This window comes from Dorea longicatena (genome assembly GCF_025150085.1).
Taxonomy (GTDB): domain Bacteria; phylum Bacillota; class Clostridia; order Lachnospirales; family Lachnospiraceae; genus Dorea_A; species Dorea_A longicatena.
Window position 1 is genome coordinate 1255192 of record NZ_CP102280.1, and the last position, 21162, is coordinate 1276353.

27 protein-coding genes are annotated in these 21162 nt (G+C 41.2%); 26 read left to right on the top strand and 1 reads right to left on the bottom strand.

Annotated features, from left to right (window positions below; genetic code table 11):
• Window positions 1-25: 25 nt before the first annotated feature.
• The 25 genes from NQ508_RS05930 to NQ508_RS06050 all read left to right on the top strand — a co-directional run bounded on the left by NQ508_RS05930 (window position 26) and on the right by NQ508_RS06050 (window position 18486).
• Window positions 26-844, top strand: a complete 819-nt coding sequence (locus tag NQ508_RS05930) for a structural protein (protein WP_049940506.1) — start codon at window positions 26-28, stop codon at window positions 842-844.
• A 7-nt stretch (window positions 845-851) separates the two neighbouring features.
• Window positions 852-1112 carry a hypothetical protein gene (locus NQ508_RS05935; protein ID WP_006426809.1) on the top strand — a complete coding sequence of 87 codons (261 nt, stop codon included), beginning with the start codon at window positions 852-854 and terminating at the stop codon, window positions 1110-1112.
• Between the two features lie 56 nt (window positions 1113-1168).
• Window positions 1169-1459: a ribosomal-processing cysteine protease Prp gene (locus NQ508_RS05940; RefSeq protein WP_006426808.1), complete on the top strand. Its 291-nt coding sequence runs from the start codon at window positions 1169-1171 to the stop codon at window positions 1457-1459.
• Window positions 1460-1547: 88 nt separating this feature from the next.
• A complete protein-coding gene (locus NQ508_RS05945) occupies window positions 1548-2156 on the top strand; it encodes a hypothetical protein (protein WP_155115956.1) in 609 nt (202 codons plus the stop codon).
• Window positions 2157-2168: 12 nt separating this feature from the next.
• Window positions 2169-3149 (top strand): phage major capsid protein, encoded by a 981-nt coding sequence (locus NQ508_RS05950; protein ID WP_006426806.1) that lies wholly within the window; start codon window positions 2169-2171, stop codon window positions 3147-3149.
• A 13-nt stretch (window positions 3150-3162) separates the two neighbouring features.
• Entirely contained in the window at window positions 3163-3567 is a 405-nt protein-coding gene (locus NQ508_RS05955; protein ID WP_006426805.1) for a head-tail connector protein, read from the top strand.
• Window positions 3536-3940, top strand: coding sequence for a DUF6751 family protein (locus tag NQ508_RS05960; protein WP_006426804.1), 405 nt, complete (start codon window positions 3536-3538; stop codon window positions 3938-3940). Before NQ508_RS05955 ends, NQ508_RS05960 begins: the two co-directional genes overlap by 32 nt.
• On the top strand, window positions 3941-4324 hold the full coding sequence (locus tag NQ508_RS05965; RefSeq protein WP_006426803.1) for a hypothetical protein: 384 nt from the start codon (window positions 3941-3943) through the stop codon (window positions 4322-4324). It abuts the gene before it with no gap.
• Window positions 4311-4730, top strand: coding sequence for a hypothetical protein (locus NQ508_RS05970; RefSeq protein WP_044919631.1), 420 nt, complete (start codon window positions 4311-4313; stop codon window positions 4728-4730). Before NQ508_RS05965 ends, NQ508_RS05970 begins: the two co-directional genes overlap by 14 nt.
• Before the next feature lie 12 nt (window positions 4731-4742).
• Window positions 4743-5252: a hypothetical protein gene (locus NQ508_RS05975; protein WP_006426801.1), complete on the top strand. Its 510-nt coding sequence runs from the start codon at window positions 4743-4745 to the stop codon at window positions 5250-5252.
• An 18-nt stretch (window positions 5253-5270) separates the two neighbouring features.
• A complete protein-coding gene (locus tag NQ508_RS05980; RefSeq protein ID WP_006426800.1) occupies window positions 5271-5696 on the top strand; it encodes a DUF6673 family protein in 426 nt (141 codons plus the stop codon).
• A 6-nt stretch (window positions 5697-5702) separates the two neighbouring features.
• Window positions 5703-6272 (top strand): bacteriophage Gp15 family protein, encoded by a 570-nt coding sequence (locus tag NQ508_RS05985; protein WP_006426798.1) that lies wholly within the window; start codon window positions 5703-5705, stop codon window positions 6270-6272.
• A 198-nt stretch (window positions 6273-6470) separates the two neighbouring features.
• Window positions 6471-9302 carry a phage tail tape measure protein gene (locus NQ508_RS05990; RefSeq protein ID WP_044919629.1) on the top strand — a complete coding sequence of 944 codons (2832 nt, stop codon included), beginning with the start codon at window positions 6471-6473 and terminating at the stop codon, window positions 9300-9302.
• The gene (locus NQ508_RS05995) at window positions 9299-10084 is read left to right on the top strand and encodes a hypothetical protein (protein WP_006426796.1); all 786 of its coding nucleotides are present in this window, start codon (window positions 9299-9301) and stop codon (window positions 10082-10084) included. Before NQ508_RS05990 ends, NQ508_RS05995 begins: the two co-directional genes overlap by 4 nt.
• On the top strand, window positions 10078-11079 hold the full coding sequence (locus NQ508_RS06000) for a Gp37-like protein (protein WP_006426795.1): 1002 nt from the start codon (window positions 10078-10080) through the stop codon (window positions 11077-11079). The genes NQ508_RS05995 and NQ508_RS06000 overlap by 7 nt, the downstream gene beginning before the upstream one ends.
• Complete coding sequence (locus tag NQ508_RS06005; protein ID WP_207635647.1) at window positions 11066-12028, top strand: hypothetical protein; 963 nt, start codon at window positions 11066-11068, stop codon at window positions 12026-12028. Before NQ508_RS06000 ends, NQ508_RS06005 begins: the two co-directional genes overlap by 14 nt.
• Window positions 12029-12093: 65 nt before the next feature.
• On the top strand, window positions 12094-12468 hold the full coding sequence (locus NQ508_RS06010) for a hypothetical protein (protein WP_006426793.1): 375 nt from the start codon (window positions 12094-12096) through the stop codon (window positions 12466-12468).
• A complete protein-coding gene (locus NQ508_RS06015; RefSeq protein ID WP_006426792.1) occupies window positions 12443-12745 on the top strand; it encodes a hypothetical protein in 303 nt (100 codons plus the stop codon). Before NQ508_RS06010 ends, NQ508_RS06015 begins: the two co-directional genes overlap by 26 nt.
• A complete protein-coding gene (locus tag NQ508_RS06020) occupies window positions 12742-14388 on the top strand; it encodes a hypothetical protein (RefSeq protein WP_006426791.1) in 1647 nt (548 codons plus the stop codon). Before NQ508_RS06015 ends, NQ508_RS06020 begins: the two co-directional genes overlap by 4 nt.
• On the top strand, window positions 14389-15252 hold the full coding sequence (locus NQ508_RS06025) for an SGNH/GDSL hydrolase family protein (RefSeq protein ID WP_006426790.1): 864 nt from the start codon (window positions 14389-14391) through the stop codon (window positions 15250-15252).
• 56 nt (window positions 15253-15308) lie between these two features.
• A complete protein-coding gene (locus NQ508_RS06030) occupies window positions 15309-15464 on the top strand; it encodes a DUF433 domain-containing protein (RefSeq protein ID WP_006426789.1) in 156 nt (51 codons plus the stop codon).
• A gap of 184 nt (window positions 15465-15648) precedes the next feature.
• A complete protein-coding gene (locus tag NQ508_RS06035) occupies window positions 15649-16149 on the top strand; it encodes a hypothetical protein (RefSeq protein WP_006426787.1) in 501 nt (166 codons plus the stop codon).
• A gap of 126 nt (window positions 16150-16275) precedes the next feature.
• Complete coding sequence (locus NQ508_RS06040) at window positions 16276-16755, top strand: phage holin family protein (protein ID WP_330370980.1); 480 nt, start codon at window positions 16276-16278, stop codon at window positions 16753-16755.
• A gap of 32 nt (window positions 16756-16787) precedes the next feature.
• On the top strand, window positions 16788-17429 hold the full coding sequence (locus NQ508_RS06045) for a Thoeris anti-defense Tad2 family protein (RefSeq protein ID WP_006426785.1): 642 nt from the start codon (window positions 16788-16790) through the stop codon (window positions 17427-17429).
• 34 nt (window positions 17430-17463) lie between these two features.
• Complete coding sequence (locus NQ508_RS06050; RefSeq protein ID WP_006426784.1) at window positions 17464-18486, top strand: N-acetylmuramoyl-L-alanine amidase; 1023 nt, start codon at window positions 17464-17466, stop codon at window positions 18484-18486.
• A gap of 136 nt (window positions 18487-18622) precedes the next feature.
• Here the strand turns inward: NQ508_RS06050 and NQ508_RS06055 are convergent, their stop codons facing one another.
• The gene (locus NQ508_RS06055; protein ID WP_006426783.1) at window positions 18623-19519 is read right to left on the bottom strand and encodes a carboxypeptidase-like regulatory domain-containing protein; all 897 of its coding nucleotides are present in this window, start codon (window positions 19517-19519) and stop codon (window positions 18623-18625) included.
• 146 nt (window positions 19520-19665) lie between these two features.
• Here NQ508_RS06055 and NQ508_RS06060 point away from each other — a divergent pair, with 146 nt between their 5' ends.
• Entirely contained in the window at window positions 19666-20925 is a 1260-nt protein-coding gene (locus NQ508_RS06060; protein WP_044919740.1) for a transglutaminase domain-containing protein, read from the top strand.
• Window positions 20926-21162: the final 237 nt, after the last annotated feature.

Here is a 21162-nt window from a genome sequence, read left to right on the forward strand (position 1 = left end):
CGAGTACTATCCTTTCTTTCCCGGATTGTCCGAACGTAACTGGTCGGATGAATGGCTGGATGCCAAGAATCTGGAAGAGAGTGAACCGAAGAAGTTTGGGGATAAGGAATATACCTTGTATGAAGCCAAACAAAAGCAACGTCAGATAGAATTGGCGATGCGGGCGCAAAGAGAAAAGGTTCGACTGCTCCAGAAAGGTAAGGCTGATCCGGATGAGATTCTGTTGAATAAAGCAAAGTACCAAGGACAGTTAAATGAATATTCCAGATTTTGCCGGAAAATGAGGCTTACGGAAGAACGTGAGCGTATTTACCTGGACATGAAAGGACGAGTGGCAACAAATAGCAAACGACAGAATACATTGTTCCCGCGGGAAATGATTGAGAATGCATCCAAGGATGTGGCTCAGTATAAGCGGTATAAAGAAGTTCTGGGAGATTATATTGGTTCGCTTGTTAATTTTGGCCAAATGAAATATAATGATAGTGAGAAATGGAAAATTATCAGTGAAGCATATATAGATGTAAAATGGCAGAGTCAAGCACTGAAGAAGAAACAAATAGGAGAAATACATTCTATCCCGTATAAAGGTGCTCCGAATAGTGTGTTTGATAATTTCAAAGACGGTGTCTTGCAGAGACGTAGATATTATGGAAATGATGGAAGACCAAGATTAGATATAGATATGACGGATCACGGAAATTCAAAAGAACATCCGATTGTACCGCATTATCATAACTGGTATCTTGATGAAAAAGGCAATTTGAAACGTGAAGCAAAGCATGATAATCCACTTAAATTAGGGCATGAAATTGCCAATAAGGATATTCTTGAGAAGAGGTGATCAGAATATGATTGAGTACAAAAAATATGCAAAATTTGAGAATCTATCTGAGTTGACAGAAGCTATAGAGGCAGGATTGGATATTGAGCTCGCTCTTTCTGAGAAAAGATATAATATTTCATGGAGAGATGATAAACCATTTATATGTGAGTGCCCTGAAGGAGAAGCTGAGTTTTATTCTGATGCTCAGGAGATGCTCGATAAGCACAAAATAAACAACATACCATTAAATAAATTATGGGAGGATATAGAAATATTATCCATGTAGCTACCACCAGTCGAAAATGACCGGTGGTATTTTTGTACGTAATTTTAGGAGAAAGTATGATAAATGTAGAAATAACAGAGCGTAGTATTCGTTTATCTGGCCATGCTTGCAGAAAAGCTTCAGATGGTATTGACCGGGCATGCGCTGCAGTATCGGCACTTACTTGCAGCTTGATCAATTCGTTACAAGATCTTACACACGACAGAGTTCAAGCAATGGCGGAAAGCGGAATGACAGTAATCAGATGGGAGAATTTATCAGATGGCGGGAAACTTCTGGTAGATTCATGGTTCCTGGGACTTACAGATGTCAACCGGGAATACAACTGCATAGAATTTCAAAAATAAACATCCGAGAGGGTGTTTTTATTATGTCCAAAACGTGAAGACGATATAAAAGCTCGGGAGCCTGTCGAGGCGAAACGGAGGTAGAAACATGAGATACAGAATGAATTTACAGCTCTTTGAAGACGGCGGCGGAGCTGGCTCTGGTAATCAGGGTGGAAACGCTGGGACTGGAAACGGCGGTCAGGGATCCGCTGGGAGCGCATCCGGAGCACATGGAACCGGAACATATACCTATGAACAGTTGGAAGAGATTGCAGGTGCACGAGTAGAGAGGTCTGAGCGGACAGCTCTTGCCAATTTTTTCAGAAATCAGGGCATGACAGAATCTGAGGTAACACAGGCAATCAATAATTTCAAAGCAGAGCGTGCGGCTAATCAGCCAAATACTGCAAAATTGCAGAAAGATCTTGATGATGCGCTGGCGAAAGTACAGCAGATGGAGAATGAGAAGACTTTATCTGGTAAAGGTGTTAGATCAGAAGATTTGGATTATGTCATGTTCAAGGTATCGAAACTTGTAGATGATAAAACAACATTTGAAAAAGCTGCAGACAAATTTTTGAAGGAGAATCCGAAATTTACAGGAAATGCCGGTTCTTATCGCATTTCCACATCTTCTGGAAATTCTTCAGAAGGTTCTGGTGGAAACATGAACGCTTCCATCAATGATCGTATCCGTGCTGCAGCGAGAAGATAACGGAGGTAGAAGATGAATAAAAACAGAATGAATTTAAGGCTTTTTGAGAATGATGTCAACATTATTGATCGAAGCGGTGCAGAATCTTTGATTCCAGTACAGGAATCAAATGAGATCATTCAGGGTGTTATTGCTCAGTCAGCTGTTCTTTCAAGAGGACGTAAGCTGCCAAATATGACAAGTAAGCAGTACAAGATGCCAGTACTGGATATGTTGCCAATTGCTTATTTTGTGAACGGTGATTCAGGACAGAAGAAAACGACCAAGCAGGCATGGGATAAGAAGTTTATTATTGCGGAAGAAATTGCGGTAATTGTACCGATTCCAGAGTCCGTATTAGATGATTCAGACTATGATATTTGGGGCGAGGTGAAACCGAGGGTAACAGAAGCATTCGGAACAAAGATTGATGGAGCTGCATTATTCGGAGTAGATAAACCGTCTACTTGGAGAGATGATATAGTAACTACTGCAACAAAAGCTGGAAGTGTAGTAACGCTTGGTTCTGCTGATCCACTGTACGATAAGATTATGGCGGAAGAAGGCGTTCTTGACAAAGTTGAAAAATGCGGATACTTAGTGAATGGTCATATGGCCGATGTTTCTATGAGGGCAAAGCTCCGAGGATTAAAGAATGCTAACGGCGATCCACTGTTTAAATCAGATATGCAGGGATCTACGCAGTATGCATTGGATGGTTCTCCGATGAATTTCCCGATCAATGGAGCATGGGATAAATCTAAGGCCCTGATGGTCTCCGGAGATTTCTCGCAGCTTGTATTTTCTATCAGACAGGATATTACATTCAAGCTGTTTACAGAAGGTGTTGTACAGAATACAGACGGAACTATCGCATACAACCTGATGCAGAACGATATGGTTGCACTTCGTGCAGTTATGCGTATGGGTTGGGAAGTTCCAAATCCTATCAATGCACTTGCAAAAGAAAAGACAAAGAGATGCCCGTTCTCGATTCTGAAAGCGGGAGAGTAGGGAGGAATAACTTATGTATGTAGATTATGGATATTATGCAGATCAGTACGGAGGCGGGATTACTGAAAAGGAATTTCCGTCTGCAGAACGCAAAGCCGAAGCCTATATTAGAAAGCTGACGTATATTCGTGGAAATATATTTGCAACTGAGAACATGGCAGTAAAAGATGCTGTGTGTGCAGTTGCGGATGTGTATGCATCTTGTGAAAAGAAAAGAGAAACAGGTACTGTAAAATCTGAAAACAATGATGGATACAGTGTTTCATATGCTGTCGAACAAATGGATGGGCAGACGATTGAGGAACTGATCGGAAAGAAAGCGTATAAAGCAGCGTCTACATACTTACTTCCAACTGGATGGTTGTCAAGAAAGGTGGGATGCTGTTGTGTTAACGAATGCAACGATAACTATCTATAACCATAGGTACGATTCACTCACCCGTTTCGATACCTGGCATAGAACCATTATTGAGAATGTGCATGTATATGTTGATCACAAAGCATCTGCTGGCGATTCCGGACTAAACAGTGCAGAAGTATATAAGATCCGTATTCCTACGGATGTGGAGAATGCGAATCAGTATCTTCCGCCGGAAGAATATGCGAAGCTGGAAGATCCGGAAGAACACTGGACCATTCAGACAGATGATCAGATTGTACTCGGCGAGTATAATCAGGAAATTGAGAAGCCGGCTGATCTGAAAGATGTACGATTGAGGCACTGCAAAGTGTTGTCCTGGTCAGATAATCGCTTTGGCGGATTGCCACATTGGAAGATTGAAGGTGAGTAAATGGCACAGAAAAAGGAATTTCGAATTACAACCCCTCGTGGAAGTGTGTTTACTTCAGCTGATGCGAATGGAAGCGTAACGGCAAAAATAGAGTGGGCACCAGGATTTGCGCAGCGAAAGGCTGAGAGCTTTTCAAAAGCGCAACAGTTTGTTGATTCAGAATGCCTGAGGTATATGAATCCACTTACACCAAGACGAACAGGATTTCTGATTAAATCAGGAACACTTGGAACAGTGATCGGATCCGGAAGTATCGAATATTTAGCGCCTTATGCCCGCCGGCAGTATTATGAAAATAAAAGTAAGCCAAGATGGTTTGAAACTATGAAAGCAAGCCATAAAGAACCAATCTTGAAAGGAGCAGAGAGGATTGCAAGAGAGTAAAAAACCGATTATTCAGAGTATCCGGGATTATGTAATGCTGAATCCGGATATTGATGATCGGAAGATAAATATTGATTATTTGGGTAATGGAATGGAGTATTCCATTGATCCGATCGGAGCGGATCCTGTCTACAAGAGATACACAGATGGGACCTGCTTGAAACAGTTTCAATTCGCATTCACGAGCAAGGAAGCGTATGACGGTGATGCCAGAACAGGTATCGCTAACAGTGGCTTTTATCAGAATTTTGAAGAGTGGGTTGAAAGTAACAATATGAACGATATCCTCCCAGAGCTGGACGGGCACGACGCTACCAGAGTAGACGTGCTGCAGTCCGGCTATTTGTTTAGTACAGAAGCAGATTTGGGACGGTATCAGATGATTTGCAGAGTGATATACAGATAGGAGGTTGTATCGATGGCAGAAGATACAAATAAAAAGAAATTAGTAGGCAGACATAAGCGTGTTGCGTTTATGGATGTTACAGGTGATGGAAAGACATATACCAGAATGACGGGCTTTACATCGCTGTCAGATGGAAAGAATTCTACAGAATACAGTAGGCAGTATGTAGACGAAGCGAGTGAAAGATCTGACGTGGTAGGATATGCGCCATCTATGGATTATGAGTTTGACTTATACACGAATGATGCAGTACAGAAAAAACTTGCAACGATTACAGATGATGAACTGCTTGGATCGGATGCACAGGTAACGGTAGTGGTAGTGGATCTGTTTGAAACAAAAGCAGATGATGGAAATACTTGTACTGCAAGAAAGCGTGACTGGAGCGTGATCCCGGATACGGAAGGTGACGGAACAGATGCACTGATCTACAAGGGAAGCTTGAAAGCAGCCGGGGAAATCATTAAAGGAACTGCCACAACAACAGATAGCTGGCAGACATGTACATTTACAGCAGAGTAAAGATAGGAGAGTGAGCCGATGAGCCTTTTTAAATTTGGAAATCTTGAAGCAGAGATTGATTTTACAGACGTACTATTTTTGGAAAATCTTGAAGATGCGAAACAAGCAATGAAAGAAGAAGCTGCACGTGTACCCAAAACTGGAAAGACTGCAGATATTATTCGTGCACAATGCCAGTGTTACTTTAATTTTTTTGACAGAGTTATCGGAGAAGGTGCACATGAAGAAATGTTTCAGGGGAAAATCAGCTTGAATGCATGTCTTGATGCTGCGGATGAGTTGCTGAAATTCGAAAATGACGAAGCGACAAAGCTGAATGGACGATACAGTGAATATACCATACAGCAGCATGGTAACAGACAGCAGAGACGTAATTATAATAAGCAGCATGGAAAGAAGCAGAATAAGGGAAATGTTACTTATTACCGTAATGGCAACAGGTAGTATGCTATGAATATTTTGTTCGATAAATTTCCGGATACAGTTTGCGTGAATGATGAAGCTTACCAAATTGAAACAGATTTTCGTGAATGGATACGATTTGCTAAACTGGTGGAAGACGAGGATATCCCCTGGCAGATAAAGTGCCGACTGTTGTTGCGGTGGTACATAGATGGGATTCCGGATGATCTGGAAACAGCAGTTTATGCATTGGGTGATTTTCTGGCAATGAAAACAGAAAACGCAGAAGAGGATGAGAGTATTACCGGATCTGCACCGAAGCAATTGTATTCTTTTGAACAAGATGCAGAATGTATTTACAGTGCATTCCGTGAGGTGTATGGAATTAATCTGCAGACAATTTCTTATATGCACTGGTGGGAGTTCCAGACATTATTTGCCGGTCTTCCGGAAAAGACGGAGATTAAGCAGAGAATCATGTACCGGAGCATAGATCTCCGGACAATTAAAGATAAGGACGAGCGCAAAAGAATTAAAAAGATACAGGAGATAGTTGCGCTGAAAAAGAAGAATCGGAGAATAATGACAGATTATGAGATTGGAGATATGTTTGCGTGATGAAACATGTAATTAAAATCCCGACAGAAAGAAAATGGTTCCGGTGTCCTTATTGCGGCAAGAAATTATTGATATATGATGATACCGCCAAATGTGATGGTGTGTATATTAACTGTCGGGAGTGTAAGAGAGAAATAAAAATAAAGATATAAAGCACATGTGAGCCGTTGAGCCGTGCTATCAGAAAGGATGATAGTATTGGCAGACGGCTATTTAAATTTTGATACCAAGATAAATGAAAAAGGATTTAATGACGGTATAAGCAAGCTTGGAAAGCTTGGAAAATCCGGCTTAAAGGTTGCGACACGTGCAGTTACCGCACTGGGAGCAGCTGCAGGAACTGGTATTGCGGCAGCGGTAAAAGTTGGAGCTGCATTTGAGGCAGAGATGTCTAAAGTCTCTGCAATATCAGGAGCCACTGGAGAAGATTTCCAGAAATTAACGGATAAAGCCAAGGAAATGGGAGCCAAGACAAAGTTCTCTGCTACAGAATCAGCACAGGCTATGGAATACATGGCAATGGCTGGCTGGAAGACCAGTGATATGCTCAATGGTATTGAGGGTATCATGAATCTGGCAGCAGCATCCGGAGAAGATCTGGCAACGACATCTGATATTGTAACGGATGCGTTGACTGCGATGGGATTGCAAGCGTCTGACTCTGGACATTTTGCTGATGTATTGGCAGCGGCATCTTCCAATGCCAATACAAATGTCTCCATGATGGGTGAGACATTCAAATACGCAGCGCCTTTGGCTGGAGCATTGGGATACAACATCGAAGATCTTTCTATGGCGATTGGATTGATGGCTAATTCAGGAATTAAAGGCGGGCAAGCTGGAACGACACTCAGAAGTATCCTGACGAGACTGGCAAAGCCTCCGAAAGAAGCTGCTGAGGCAATGGATCAGTATGGAATTTCACTGAAAAATTCCGATGGATCCATGAAGTCACTGATGGAAGTGATGGAGAATATGCGTGATTCTTTACAAGAACTTCCAGAAGACGAACAGTCGGCAGCAGCTGCAGCTATTGGCGGTCAGGAAGCCATGTCCGGATTGTTAGCTATTGTTAATGCCTCTGAGAGCGATTTCGATAAGTTATCATCTGCAATTGATAATGCAGATGGCGCGGCGGCTGAAATGGCGGCGACCATGCAGGATAACCTTGCAGGTCAGCTTACAATCTTAAAATCTGGATTGGAAGGACTTGGAATATCCATCTACGAATCTTTGGAAAAGCCATTGAAAGAAGTTGCGGCAGTTGCAGTGTCTGTAATCTCTGATTTGAATGATGCATATAATTCAGGCGGTTTTGTCGGATTTGTGGATGAGATCGGCCAGAAGATTCCGATGATTCAGGGATTTACAGATGCGATCTCTGGATTGGCAGAAAAGACAAAAGGGATGTCATCTGCAGAACTGAAAGACTTTGGAAAGACAGCGCTTGTTCTGACTGGAATAGCTCCGGGACTGTTAGGGCTTGGAAAGGCTGTTGGCACTGTAAAAACTGCAGTTGGCGGATTCAATGGAATTATTGATGGGACTGTCGGAAAGATAGGGAAAATACCTGGAACGGTGAAGAGTGTATCTTCGTCATTAAACAATGCTGGAGGAATGTTCAAGGCCCTTGGCAATGCATTAGAAATTCCTTTTGAAGGCGTGGGAGATAGAATAAGTAGCGCTTTTGGGAAGGTATCGTACCGGGTAGGATATTATGGCGCAGGCATTAAAAATCAATTATCAAAATTAGCGTCACCTATATCCGGAGCGATTGGAAAATTTACAGCGCCGTTTAAGGACATCGGTTCTGCAGTGATGCAGGGACTTGGAAATGTCGGAACGAAAATTTCTGGATACGGCAGTATTATCGGAAATGCTTTCAAACCAATCCTGGCTAAAGCAGCTACATTTGCACCGACATTCTTTAAGCTGATTAACATCGGCGCAGGAGCAGCAATCATTGTTGCCGGTATGGGATTGATCTACAGTCAATTCGGTACACAGATTGATCAGTTGTTATTACTCGCACAGACCAAAGGACCGGAAGTAATCACGAACTTTGCTAATGGCATTACTGCAGCATTACCAGGATTGGTTGCTCAGGGCGCAACGCTGATCATGGGAATCCTAAATGCAATTACGGTGAATCTGCCGGCATTGATTACTGCCGGAGTAAGCATTATATCCACATTGACGAGCAGTCTGGCAGCACAATTACCTCAATTGATACCATGTGCAGTACAGATGATACTGACATTGGTCACATCATTGATAAGCAATCTTCCACAATTAATTACTTCGGGACTTAACTTAATGAAAGGCCTCGCAAGTGGAATTGCAAATTCAATCCCATTGGTGGCAGCAAAGGCACCAGTGATTATTGGAAAGCTTGCATCGACTATCATAACGAATCTTCCAAAGATTCTGACCGCAGGAGTGCAGATCATAAGTAAACTCGCTGTTGGACTAGTGCAGGGAATACCGGCATTGATCGGAAAGATTCCAAACATGGTAAGCCAGATTAAGAATGCGTTTACCAGTGTGAACTGGGGCAGTGTTGGAATGAATATTATAAAGGGCATTGCCAGTGGATTAACCGGTGCAGCCGGTGCAATCGTAGAAGCAGCGAAAAGTGCAGCAAACAAAGCATTAGATGCGGCAAAGAGTGCTCTTGGAATTCATTCACCATCTCGAGTATTCCGCGACCAGGTAGGTAAGATGATGGCTCTTGGTATGGGAATTGGATTCGAGAAGAATATTCCAATCAAGTCTATGAACGTGGGTGTGCAGAAAGCGGTATCCGGATTGCAGAAGTCCGTAGATCTTGCATTATCGGCGAGAACTGCAGACAAGACAATTGGAAGAGTAAAGAATTATCCGGGATTCGATGGAGGAAAAGATATCGATTATGACCGGTTAGAAAAAATCCAGATGAGAGCTGCAGAAAAAATGGCGAAGCGTCCAATCTATCTGGGAACAAAGAGAATTGATGAGCCATTACCGAAAGGAGCGGTGTCGGCATTATGATAAAGGCATATTATAAGAACAGTAAGGGAGAGGTGCTCTGGTTGACCAGGGCACCTTTTCGTACAATAGATGCGGACTGGTTTGACAGTACATGGGAAGAGACAGAGGATGGTTATGAAAAGGTAATTACCTTGGACGTATTTGGAAAGAGAGAAGAGTTCACGAAGAACATGGAAACGCTGTATAGAATCATCTCTGTGGATGCTGAAACAGGGAATTACGGGCGTTTATATGTGAATGATACGTTCTTGCCGTGTCAGATTTATAAGACCAAGAAAACGGGATGGAAAGGATATGTGTATACGGAGGTAGAGCTTACATTCCTTGCTCCGGAATTGTCTTGGATCACGGTCTTGGAAAAAAGATTTTTCCCGCAAAAAGAAATAACTGCAGATAGCGGCTTGGATTTTGCTTGTGATTTTCCATTTGATTTTATGAACGAGAAAAGAGGGACTGCAGAATTTGAAGTTGATCATATTATTCCGTCCGATTTCGAAATGATCATATACGGACCATGCGTAAATCCTAAAGTATTGATGAATGGTTATCCATATGAAGTCCTTACTACGTTAGAGAAGAATGAATATTTGATTATAAACAGCTCGGAGCAGACGATCATGAAATATCTTTCCAATGGAACAACGGCGAATTTGTTTGATGTCCGTGGATATGATTATTCTGTATTTAAGAAAATCCCATCCGGATTGATATCAGTAAATTGGAGCGGAGACTTCGGAATAGATTTATATGTGTTTCTGAAGCGGAAGGAGGCAGCATGGTAATTCTGGCGACAAGGAGCAGAGAAATAGGAACGAATCCACTGTTAGATGCGAATTGCACCTTTGATGCTAACAAAGATAGGGAATTTTCCATCAAGATTGCCAGATGTAACTGGACAGAAGAAATGATATTCGGAAATCTGGTGTATGTGCCAGATACGGAATTTGGCGGAATTATCGAAGATGTGTTGACAGATACAACTCTGGATTATGTAGAGCTGAAAGGCTATACATGGCGTGGACGCATGGCAATGAAAGTAATAGAGCCGCCGGTCGGAAGTGATTACAGGGTGGTGTCCGGGGAGTTAAATGCAATTCTTAAGAAACTGATAGAACCGGAATTTGGCGGATTGTATGTTGTGTCTGGCACAGATACGGGTGCTGCAGTGAGTAATTATCAGTTCGATCGTTATTGTACATTACTGGAAGGAATTACAAAGATGCTGAAATCTGTTGGATATAGATTGAGTATTCGGCATAAGCGTGAGAAAGGAATCCCGGGATATATTTTGATCGAAGCAGTACCGATTGCGGACTATTCTGATGAGATTGAGCTGTCTAAGGATTGTGGACTTAATTACACGATGGAAGATAAAAGAAATGGAGTAAATCACTTGATCGTGACCGGGAAAGGTGAACTGCAGGATCGAAACGTGTTTCATCTCTACGTCTGGCCGGATGGTTCTTTTAAGAAAACACAGTATTATACAGGTTTAGATGAAATTGTACAAGTGTATGAAAATACATCGACAGAGACAGATGAACTGGAAAGCCAGAGTACGAAGAAATTACAGGATTTGTGCAGTAAAAAAAAGTTTGGCATGGATATAGCAAAACTTGGAATCGATGTAGATATAGGTGATGTTGTAGGAGGGCGGGATTATCTTACTGGGATGTATTCGAGCAAACCAATAGAAAATATCATCTACAGTATTACTAATAGGATTGAATCCAAAGAATACGAATTGGAAGGAGAGAATGATAATGGAGATAGTTAGTGGAAGAGTCGGGAGACCCCATGTTACAAGCCAACAGTTTCGGCAGATCATTGAAGGAATCGTTGGTGATGGGAGTTGTATATTGCCATCTGGAGAAAACTTGGAGCCAGAGTTGGTGTCCAACAATTCGTTAAAAATCCGAAGCGGAATGATGTGCCATCATGGAAATGTGTCTTCTGTAAAAATCGGGACTTATGATGAAGTGGAACTTACAAATGGTTCACAGGGGATGAAGAGGATAGATCTGGTTGTTAACCGGTACACAAGAAATGAAGAGGATAATACAGAAAAGAATGAATGGATCGTGATTATGGGCACGCCGGCAGAATCTAATCCGACAGTTCCGGAATATACAAAAGGAAATTTACAGGAAGGTGATCTTGTGGACGATTGTCCGGCATTTGAAGTTCATTTTGACGGAATTAATATTACGGAAGTAACGAAGATGCTGGAGATTGCTCAGACAAATAAGGATTTGTCCAACAAGCTTACTGAATTAAATGACAAAATAAATAATCGCAAAAATAATGTATTGATCGGTAAGTGGGGAAAATCATGGAACTTGTCCACAACACCAAAAAATATCGGCTCTAGCAAACCAATTGTTGATGATGCTTGTTACAAAACCACAACTGGTGCAAATGCGACCGTAACTATAAAACAATCAGGTTTATACTGTGTGACTATGTATGCACAAGGTAGCGCAAACCAAGGTGCATCAGCGTGTATTCAAGCACAAGTCATTGCAAATAGAACGATCGTTGATGATAACTATGTGCTTTTCGGCGCTCAGTATTCGTATAATGGTTTTGCCGCGAACGTGAATATGAGTCGAATTATCTACCTTGAAAATGGCACTGTTCTTTCGCCGCAAATAAGAAAATCCGATGCGTCAGGTGCGGCGGCAACTACTGGAAGCTCGTACATGGAAATGGTGAAACTTGCTTAATTTACTTTAGCAACTTATCAACATGACACCTTTATCAGGTATCTTTTTTGAAAGGAGTGATATCCATGAAAATTACATTCAATGATGCAACAGAGTTGACTGTCCAGTCAGCGAGCACCCGGCCGGACGGGAGCCTGCTGATCAAAACAATATCAGAAACTGAAGAGAATCTGAAGACAATCTTTCAGGATGGCATGAAGACCAAGAAGATGATCATCAAGGAAAGAGAATCTACGATTGGCACTTATGAGAATTACACGGAACTTGAGGGAATCATGAAATACACAGCAGGAATCCTAGGAGTTGTATTACATAAAGTTGGAAAGTCGCAGCTAGAGCGAATCGACGCACTCGAGGTAACTACGGACGACATCGTACTAATGATGGCGGATCTGATTGCAGGAGGGGAGCAAAATGAGAATACTGCAGTTCCGGATTAACGGACAAAAGTTAAGTAAGGACGGAGACTTTTCCGGATTAATTGCTGGTACGAAAGGCTATCTGTATGCAGCATATAACTTCGACAGAGAGTGGGACGGTTGCAAGAAAGCGGCCGTCTTTTCGAGATACGACAAAGAATATCCTGTCCCGATCATAAACAGCAAATGTGCCGTACCAGATGAAATTACGGGATGTAAGCGATGGAAAATATATCTGGTAGGAGAAAGAAAAGGGTACAGAATCACAACAAACGAAGTGGAGGTGAGGCAGGAATGACATTAGAAGAAGCGTTAGCAGCTTCGGAAGCTGAACCGGTCAATGATATTTTTACGGTCAATCCGGAGTCACGTACAATCACGGTGCCAGAGACGGAAAAGATTTTTGGCGTTTTTAGCGACGGCAACACGGAGCGGAAACATTTCCGGTGCCCGAAAGTGGTAGGCGATGGTATCGATCTAACAACCTTGCACTTGTATATCAACTACCAAAACGCCAATGGAAAAAAATATCCGTACCTTGTCGAGGACGTGCAAGCAGATGGGGACTATATCACCTTTTCCTGGTTGATCAGTCCGGACGTGGTATCCTATAAAGGGACGGTCAAGTTTGTCCTGTGCGCCAAAAAAGGCACGGAACTGGAATGGAATACCACCCTTGCAGAAGGTACCGTACTGGAAGGTCTGGAAGCTACAGATGAGGTAGTGGCCAGAAATCCGGATATCATCGAACAGATCTTAACCAGATTGGATAATGTGACGGAAATCCCACAGGAGAAGGTAACAGAAGCAGTATCTACCTATATGGAAGCGAATCCAATTAACGTACCGAAAAAGCTGTCCGATCTGGAGGAGGACACCACGCACAGAACCGTTACAGACGAAGAGAAACAGTCGTGGAACAACACTAGTGGAACAGGATTGCCGGATACAGCAAAAAATTTATTAATTGCAATATTGAAGAACGCTGTCTATACAGTAAATCAAAAAGCAAACATAGAAGCATTGGAAAACGCATTAAGCACCCAAAATACGCCAACAGATGCGTGGTCGATTGTCCAAAATCTAACATACGTTACAAGCACAAATACTGCATTTAATGTAAAAAAAGGAGAATCATATACAACAACTATTGTACCGAACAAAAACTACAAGATTAACAGTGTAACAGTTGTTATGGGCGGCGTAGATATAACAAATACGGCATATAACAATGGCGTTATAACAATAAACAGTGTAACGGGAAATGTAACAATAACAGCTATTGCAAAGAAAAACAGTGGTGCACTACTACCTTCTGACGGATTGCTTGCAAATTTTGATTTCCGCAACAAAGAAATGACATCTTATAACCTTTCTGGTTGGGGAAATGTCTATAAATGTGATGATGAGACAGGTAATTATTTTACTTTTGGAGGGTCTGCTAAAACAGCAAGTCAAGGCGGTATTGGACAGTATTTGTTTAGAGATGTTCGCAAAAAAGATAATGAAAGCAAATTAGTTGACCTTGGTACAGATTTCACAATCGCAATGTATTCGACGGAAGTGCCCAATATACTTAATTCCACCAAAAAAAGCAACGTGTCGACTGGAAAAATCATACTTGCCCCAAGGTATATAAATACGTCTGCAACAGAAGTTACTGTAAAAGAGTTTACACCAGATATAACTAGAAACGAGTATATGTCATTGACGATTACTGTATCAGCAAATGTAATTAAAATGTATGTTGATGGTACATTGCTAAAAACGTATAATGGCAATGAAATTACCGATTTTAAAAAATGGAAGTCAACGCCAGTGCAACCAACAACTGTTTACAATATGGGAACAATAGCGGCAGCAGTAATGTACAACAAAGTGTTAAATGATGTAGAAGTAACCGATTTGCATGCCCATTTTAAATCTATGGAGGTAGAATAAATGGCAAAACTTTTTGATGGTCACGGAAATGAAATAGAAATCGGTGGTGGTGAATCTGGAAAACTAGAAGTGGCAGATTATAAAATTTACGAAGAGAGCGATGGCACACAATCACGGCAAGGAGTTTTAACGTATAATGGGCTCAATCTGTACCCAGTAAATAAGCCACTGCAACGAGAAAATGAAACAAAATTGTATTCTGGTGGACTTATGGTTACACTTGGCGATAGCTATACGGCATATCTTAATAGCTATTTCGACACATTTGCACAGAAACATGGGCTTATCCAAAAAAACGTTGGTTTAGCATCATCAAAGATTGCAAGACCAGAGGGAGAAGGTCAAGACACAATTAAATCGTTCGTAACAAGATTAGATGAATTAATAGCGTCATTTCCAATTACAATAAACGGGAAAGCCTATACTACTACTGATGTAAAGCTAATTACATTCATGGGTGGGGCGAATGATTGGACTACTATTGATACAGAAAAAGGCATTGACAGAATAGGTGATAGATACAGCACTGACAAAGGACAAATTTACGGAGCAACAAAGTATTGTTTAGAAACTTTACAAAAAACATTTCCGTCTGCGGATATTATTGTCATACTGCAACCAAATAATGGGAATAATACAGATTTTTGCGTTATGGAAATGAAAGAAAACATCGTAAAAGAATGTGCTGAAATGTACTCATTGCCTATATGTGATTGTTGCTTTAATTTCTACTCTCCATCAAACCCGACAGAATTTTCTAAGTATTGGGAAAATGACAAATTACATCTAAATGCTGACGGACATCAGAAACTGATTGATAAATTAGAGGTTACGCTAAACACATTGGATTATTACAAGAGCTAGTTAATTAAAGAGGACGATATTATACTGATGATGGCAGATATTATAGGAGGATAACTATGAAAACTTTAAACAATTTAAAAATGAAAATCATGGTAAGAGCGTTTCGTATCAGAATCAAGAATGGAGAAGCTTTTGAAGACATTGCAGCAGATTATCCAGCATTGACCACGGATGACTTGGAAGCAATCAAGGAAGCGCTGAACACTAATTAGCAGGAACAACCATCGTGGAGAACGATGCAGACTGCTACATGGAAGTCTCTGCCGGTGGTGGAGATGCGTTAAGAACCAAGAAGCTGGCGTTGATACTGGGAGATCAGAGATAAGACAAAGAGATTGAATCTTATATATAAAAGTGGTACACTGTCTTTTACAAAAATACGAAGGAGAAACATCGATGCCAAAAGAAGTAATTATCTCGCTTATTTCCACTGTTTTAGGGACGGTTGTTGGATGGATTTTAAATTGTTTTTCGCTTAATACGGGGAGAATAGTAGTAGAAATTAATGATTTTCATGCAGCTCCGCAAGAATTTGTACATACATATTCAAATGGTCAGTACACTGAAATAAGAGGGAAAAGGATTATTGCCTCGTTTGAACTATTAGTGACCAATAAAAAACAAACAACGTGTGGGGTTAATAATTGTAAAGTATATCTTGAAAATAAAAATGGGGAAAAACAGTATTTTACAGATTTAACAGAACAAATGGCAGTGTATTACGATGGTACAGATTTATTAAATATACCAGGGAGAACAACAAAAAGCAAAAAAATAGAGAAAGAACTTATGCTTTGGCGAAAACAGAGTCTAAAAGGGAGTGTGATATGCTTAGAATATAGGATTAATGGGAAAAAGAAAATACACAGATGTATACTAGGAGAAATGAAAGAGTAGAGTCGTGCTTATTAATACGGCTTCTACTCTTTTTATATGCAGAAAGGAAAGCATATGGAAATCAGAGCGAGACCGTAAGGTCTTATTTTTATACAAAAAAATTAAGAAAGAGTGAGGTATATGAAAATGGAACAGGCAAATTATATCAAAGCAATTTTCACGGCGGTATTCGCCTTTATATCGGCTCTCCTGGGTGTTCTGGCGGTGCCGGTAATATTATTGGTCACATGTAACCTGATAGACTACGCTACGGGTTTGATGGCGAGCAAATACAGGTCGCAGGATATTAATTCCTATAAGAGCATAAGAGGTATTTTTAAAAAAGTTTCTATGTGGCTTTTAGTGGTAGTAGGTGCAATAATTGACGAACTGTTGCTATATGCAGCCACAACGATCGGAAAGCCGGTGCCGGTTACATTCCTGATCGCATGCGTGGTGGCGATGTGGCTAATCTGTAATGAAATTATTTCAATTTTGGAAAATATACAGGACATGGGAGTAAATATTCCGGCTTTCCTGCAACCACTGGTTAAACATATTAGATCGCAGGTGGAAGAACAGATTAATATAGATAAGAAGGAAGATAAGAATTCGGAGGACGAGTGATCGTCCTCTTTTTAAAAGGAGGAAAAAAGCCTATGTATTTTAGCGAAGCCTTTAAATTAATGGAAAGTGGATTGAAAGTAAAACTGCCAAGCTGGGGCGGATATTGGTATTGGTCCAAAGAAAAGAAAACAATTATCATGCATACAAAAGATGGTATAGAAATGGATATCCGAGAGACACAGGTACCGGAGTATACGTTTAAGAATATTGCGAGTGACGATTGGATTGTTGCCGACGAAAAGAATTGTCCAGAACTCGGAGGCGAGAATACATTCTCGTTCGGAGAGGCAATCAAATATCTGAAGAGAGGTTTCAAGGTTGCTCGTAAAGGTTGGAATGGTAAAGGAATCTATCTGGAAATGTATTCGCCAGAAGTCAATCTTGAAACTATTGCAGAAGCAGTGCATAACGCATGGTGGGAAGAAAAGAAAAAACAGGGAGTTACAGATCACCCGGATATGATTCCGTATTCTGAACTAAGTGAAGAAGTGAAAGAATACGACAGAGTTACAGCAAGAACAACTATTGAAGCATTCAATTATATGACGCATTCGTTCATATATATCAACACTACTGGATTACAGACAGAAAATCCTTATGCGCCTAAAAATAAAGTGCCGTGGACACCGTCTCAGACAGATATGCTTGCGGAAGATTGGGTATTTGCAAATTAGAGATTTGTGCGACGTCGCACAGAAAGGAGTAATTATGGCACATTTATTTATTATAGCCGGACACGGAGCTGGAGACAGCGGAGCAGTAGGATATATCGGCAAAAAGATGTATACGGAGGCAGAGAGAGTCCGGGCGTTAGCTAAGAGACTGTCTGCACTTGGTGGTAGCAATGTAACAGTAGGAGACACAAGTCGAAATTGGTATGCTGACAAAGGGATTAGCACCTTGTCAATACCGAAAAGCTGGCAGATTATTGAACTTCATATGGATGGAGCCAGTGCTTCGGCAAGAGGTGGCCATGTAATTATCAAATCTGGATACAAACCAGATGCATATGATACAGCTCTTGCTCATTTTATTGGCGGGTTTACACCCGGAAGAGCAAATACAATTGTTGGAAGAAGCAATCTTGCCAATGTAAACAGGGCGGCAGTCAGGGGATATAGTTATAGACTGCTTGAATGTGGATTTATTACAAACCAGGCAGATCTTAATAAATTTAATAACAACCTGGATACACTTGCAAGAGGAATTCTTGGCGCATTCGAAATCGGAACAACAGCACAAGCCGGCTGGGTAGCCGATAAAATTGGATGGTGGTATCGCCATGCAGACGGAAGTTATACGAAAAATGGATGGGAACAGATCGGTGGAGACTGGTATTGGTTTGACAATGGAGGTTATGCCGTTCATGATACCTGGAAAGAAATCAAAGGACATTGGTATTACTTCAAATCTGACTGCCGTATGGTAAAAGGATGGAGAAAAGTAGATGGCAAATGGTATTTCCTGAATAAGCAGGTATATGCAGAACATCCGGAAGGATCTATGCAGGAAGGATGGCTGCTTGACGGTAGATTTTGGTATTATCTCAATCCAAAGACGGGCGGGCCTCGTGGAGCTATGTGTACTGGATTCGTTACAGTAAATGGTCAGACATATTACTGCAGACCAAAAGCAGAAGCTGGTTATCCGGAAGGCAGCATGGTTACGGGAAAGAAAATGATCGACGGAAAAGAATATTATTTTGAAGCGGATGGTCGGATGAAAAAATAAAGAATCTGAGTAGAGCATCCAGAACGATCGGTAATGACATTTGGATGCAGATTCCATCAGGCTGGATTGCTGCACGATATGGTGGTAAAATATACGTAGGATAGTATTATAAATAGGTAAAAATCCACTTTATAGGTTATAGCAAAAAGGTCATCCAATTCGGACATTGTACCTGCCGTCCGTCACAATACTGCGTCAGTATCGGCTGCTTGACATTCGGTCTGGAAAGATAATCGGCAAACAATTCATCCACTATCACAGAGATCGTATCATAGATATTCCGTTCCGGAATCCATTTGTGATCAAATGCGGTTGAAGAAGTGATCGTAAAATCATATCCGCGGTTCCGGTAAAATTCTGTATATACCCGGTTCAGAGTAAAAGACATGATTGCCAGTACGTTTGCCCGAATGGTATCCTCCGGCCAGGTCGCATAGATTTCACTGGAAGCTACATTTTTGATATAATCCTTATACTTCACATAATAGTTTTTGGCAGTGGAGTCGCGTGGACTTCCATCATGAACTACGATGTATTCCGGGACCACGACGCGGCTTAAGACAATCTCTCCGGATTCGAAGGTCGGCTGGATCTCGTCTTCGGGAATCTTAGGCGGATAGGTGGCATATAATGTATGAGCCGGAATGACGAATACGGTTTCCTCGTCTTCGGGAGTGTCGATTGGTTTCATGCTGACATTCTGAATGGCAGTGACATCGGCGAGAATTTCAGCACCGGCAATACTGACCGACTCGAAGCCTTCGGCGGTGATCTGCATGGTATATTCGGAATATGGCTGGACTTCATTTTCTGGATTCAGGCTGTATTCTAACGGTGGTGCCGCAAGATCAATCGTATCGGTCTGCCCGGAACTGTCGGTAGTAAGTTGTTCTAACTGAGCTTCTGGAATACCCGTGTAGAAGATGGAAATCTGAGCCCCCTGAATCGGATAGGCAGAGATGTCAGATACGAGATTAATCTGCAGACGGCCTTTGTCGGGAGTATCCTGAGTGGTTGGAGTCGTTCCGTTCATAAAATAGGACCTCTTTTAAGACTCTGTTACTGACAGAGTATGCAAAAATAAGAAAAATGTGAAGATACAGGGAATAAAAGAGACAGATTGTTACACAAAGTATGGAACATCTTAAAAATAACAGAAACAGGAGCGTAGAACAGAGCATGAAAAGAAGGTGTTTACGGATATATAGAAAAAGAAGAAAAAAGAAATTAATCATCCTGATTCTGACATGCATTCTCTTTCTTGGAACCGCAGCAGCAGAAAGGGGCGGATATCTGGAACTTGAACAATTTGGTTCAAATAAAAAACAAGATATTCCTTATCAGAAAGTATCCATAACGGAAGAAGAGAACACGGAGAAATATTATTATCAGCAGTTGCCGACTGAACAAAGGCAGGTCTATCAGGAAATTCTGGAAGGTGTCAGAAACCACACGGAGGAAATTTATGTACATAACGCGGATGTAGATGAGACAAATCAGATTTTTCAGAAGCTGATGAAGGATCAGCCGGACATCTTCTGGTGTGACGGGACAGCAACGGCTACGACTTATAAAGGAACAGAAAGTTATACCGTCCTGAAACCGAAATATTTTTACACAGCAGAAGAAAGCCAGAAGATGCAGACCGCGATTATGCAGGCGGCAGAGAAGTGGCTGGCAGATCTGGATGCCGATGCAGATGACTATCACAAAATTCTCTATGTATATGAAAAAATCGTAGATGAAGTAGAGTATGATGAGAGCGCGCCGGATAATCAGAACATCTACAGCGTATTTGTCAATCAGAAATCTGTATGTGCTGGATATTCGAAAGCAACGCAGTATTTGTTGGAACGGCTTGGCGTGTTCTGTACTTATGTGACGGGAAAGACGACGGAAGGCGGAAACCATGCGTGGAATCTGGTGAAATGTAACGGCGATTATTATTATGTCGACACAACCTGGGGAGATCCGGTGTTCCAACAGGAAGAAGGAGAAGATACATCCCGGGATACAGAGCAAAATTCAGGTCAAGATGCAGAGGCTTCTGGTAATAAGGCAAATATCAGCTATGATTATATGTGTTGTGATGATACGCAGTTATTTCAGACACATATTCTGGATAAGGATACACAGATGCCAGAGTGCAGCAAGATGGATTGCAATTATTACGTGGTAAACGGAATGTATTACACACAGTATGATGCCAAGAAGGTACTGGAAGCCATGAACCAGGCTATCTGGGCGAAGAAAAGTGCTACAATTTTTAAATTCGCAGATACATCCGTCTACAGTCAGGCGCACGATGACATTTTCCAGAAAGAACTTGCAAAAGCAGCGCAGAATCTGGCGGATTACTATGGATTATCGCAGGTGAAGTACCAGTACATCGATGACCCGAGATTACACAAGATTGTAATATTTTGGCAGTATTCATAAAAAAACAAAAATATCCGTTGAAAATCCTCGGATTATGTAGTATAATTTTTACAATTTGTGAAGACATAAATTGTCTGGTACCGATGTATGAAAAACGAGGCGGTTTTGTGCTTGCACAAACTGCCTTTTATTCTGTATTTTTAAGAAAAATTCTTTGTAACAACGAATTTTTTTTGCCCAAATATAGAAAATGTACCTGAAGTACAGCAGTATGGATTCATGAAAAAAGAAAAAGAA